At 59.5% G+C, this 2,513-nt stretch carries 1 protein-coding gene and 1 pseudogene; both read right to left on the bottom strand.

What is annotated here, in order from left to right; genetic code table 11:
* Positions 1-239 (bottom strand): annotated as a pseudogene (locus AWB81_RS42020) (DDE-type integrase/transposase/recombinase); the annotation flags it as partial.
* 85 nt (positions 240-324) lie between these two features.
* A complete protein-coding gene (gene ltrA, locus AWB81_RS42015) occupies positions 325-1,827 on the bottom strand; it encodes a group II intron reverse transcriptase/maturase (RefSeq protein WP_062644424.1) in 1,503 nt (500 codons plus the stop codon).
* Between the last annotated feature and the right edge of the window lie 686 nt (positions 1,828-2,513).

Here is a 2,513-nt window from a genome sequence, read left to right as displayed (position 1 = left end):
TGTGGGTCGCAGAAGTACACCCTCACGCTTGTGGTGGCGGCAAGTTCCTGATGCCGCGCGAGTTCCTTGCCCTGGTCGTAAGTAAAGCTCTGGCGCAAGGGTTCAGGAATCGAATTGAGTTTGGCCGAGACGCTCGCCAGAGCTGAGGCGGCGGTTGCATCGTCCATCTTGGCAAGCAACACCAGGCGGCTGGTGCGCTCAACCAGTACGCCAACGGAGGATTGATTGCCGGCGCCTTTGTCGGGTAAGAACGTACCGTTACCGGCACGTTCTCCCCTAAGAACCGGACGGGCGAGTCACCTCGCATCCGGCTCAAGCCATTCTTCAGCACCATCGAGTGGCACCGGACAAGCCGACGGGATGTTTCGCGGCGCGACGACGGGCGAAGTAGGACGTCCATACTGGATCGAACGGATTGGCCGGCGCACGGATCTTGACGTGACGCATGATTGCAACCGTCATTGCGCGGAATAGCCGCAGACTGCCGATGCTGCCGTCAGCCCGGGTTTCGTCCGTCGCAAAGTCCCATGACCGCTGTCCGTCTGTCCGAAAGTATCGCCTCCTCACCCATCGTGCTCCTTTCGTGGGGTGCCTGCGCACAGCCCACTTCCAGAGCAGTTGCCAGATGTGCGAGTCTATCAATGAGAAGGTCGCTTTCGCCACGACGTGGCGGTGATACATGGCCCAACCCCGGATGAGCGGGTTGAGTTGCCGTATCAGCGCTTCCTGGGTGGCGCCAGCGTTGCCCTTGATGACCTCCCGGACCTTGTCAAGCAGCGATTTGATGCTCTTCTTCGCTGGCTTGATCAGCAGTTTGCCGCCGTACTTGCGTACGTTCTGGCCAAGGAAATCGAAACCCTCCGTTATGTGCGTGATCCGGGTTTTCTCCTCCGACAGTTCTAGACCACGGTCCGCCATGAAACGACGGATCGCCGGAAGAACGCAGGATTCGAGCACTTCTTTCGAAGCGCAGGTCACCACGAAATCATCGGCATATCGGATCACGTTGAGTTTGGCCGTGCGACGTGCAAGTTTCGAGATACCGATACTCGCGTGTACTGCCGCCTCAAGTCCATCCAGCGCCATATTCGCGATCACGGGCGAGATGATACCGCCCTGGGGCGTACCCGCCCGCGATTCGAACAGGGTTCCCTCATCAATATAGCCAGCCTCGAGCCACTTGCGCAGGACCGTCTTGTCCATCGGTATGTGCTCTAGGAACCAGAGATGACTGAAGTTGTCGAAACAGCCCCGTATGTCACCTTCCAGAACCCACTCTGACGATGCCTGCCTTGCCAGAGCAATGAAGCACTGTTCGATGGCGTCGGCAGTCGAGCGTTCGGGCCGAAAGCCGTAGGAATTCGGGTCCGCCAGTGTCTCCTCAACGGGTTCCAGAGCGAGCTTCCATAACGCCTGCATCGCCCGGCACCGCATGCATGGGATTCCTAACGGACGCCGTTGTCCATTACTCTTCGGAATGTAAACACGCCGCAGCGGCATCGCGCGATAACTCCGATGACGCAGCGACAACACTCCTTTCCACCTGGCCGCCGAGGATGACCAGATCCTGCCGTCCACCCCCGGCGTTCTCTTGCCGCGATTTTCCGTCACCCGCTTCACGGCCAGCATCTTGCCGCTATGCGAGCGGGTCAGCAAACGCTGCAAGGCTTTTACCTTGCCCCATCGGCCTTCCCGAGTTGCCTTGGCGATACGCTCCTGAAGCCGCCTCACCTGTGCCTCGATATGCGACCAGTTTGCATGGTCCCACATCTGTGCATCGCGCGAGGGCGCACCAGCGCCTGACACTTCCGCGTCGTGCGCCGTCATCTGCTTTCCCTCGTATAACGGTTAGTCAAGGTTCTCTCGCCATGAATGACCGCGCGGAAGTCTGCCCGCTTTCGCGTCGGGCGATGTCTCAGCCCGTATCCCGTCCGTTACAGACAGGCGTTCGCTTTCTCCGCATTCCTTTACCCGCACCGCCGATGGCTCTCCTTACGGTCGGCCTGCCCATTGGGCAGCGATACGGGCTTACCCTGTTCCGCATGATTCTCCGGATGGTTCGGACCCGTCCTATGCGCCGGCGGCGTACTGTCCATGATGGCCCATTCATAAGAGGCCATTCCTTGCCGCATACCGTTTTGGTTCAAGCCTGTCAGCACGTTTGGCTTGTTAGGCGTAACGGCGCGTTTCGGACGTTCACATGTGTTGGTCGTACCCATCCATCCCTTGCACCTCTCCGCCTTTGTGCTGGCAGATTCCGCCTTGCCTCGCGGCTCGGCGTACCGGGTATCCGGCGGCTACGTTGTCCCCGGGGCTTCACACAGAACTGTTACCGGTTCTGCATGCCCGGGTAGGGAACAGCTGATGGAACAGCTGGTTTCGTCAGGTCATACTTGCCCCCGTGAAACAGAGAAACATGCGACTTGCAGGTCGCACGATGAAATCGCCTTCCCAATGCCCAGGCAGCAGGCGGTCCTCGATTTCGGGCGGGCGCACGTGGATACTGACCATGT

The organism is Caballeronia arationis, from assembly GCF_001544975.2.
Lineage (GTDB): Bacteria > Pseudomonadota > Gammaproteobacteria > Burkholderiales > Burkholderiaceae > Caballeronia > Caballeronia arationis.
The sequence above is the reverse complement of the archived record's forward strand: the minus strand, read 5'-3'. Positions and strand labels throughout refer to the sequence as shown.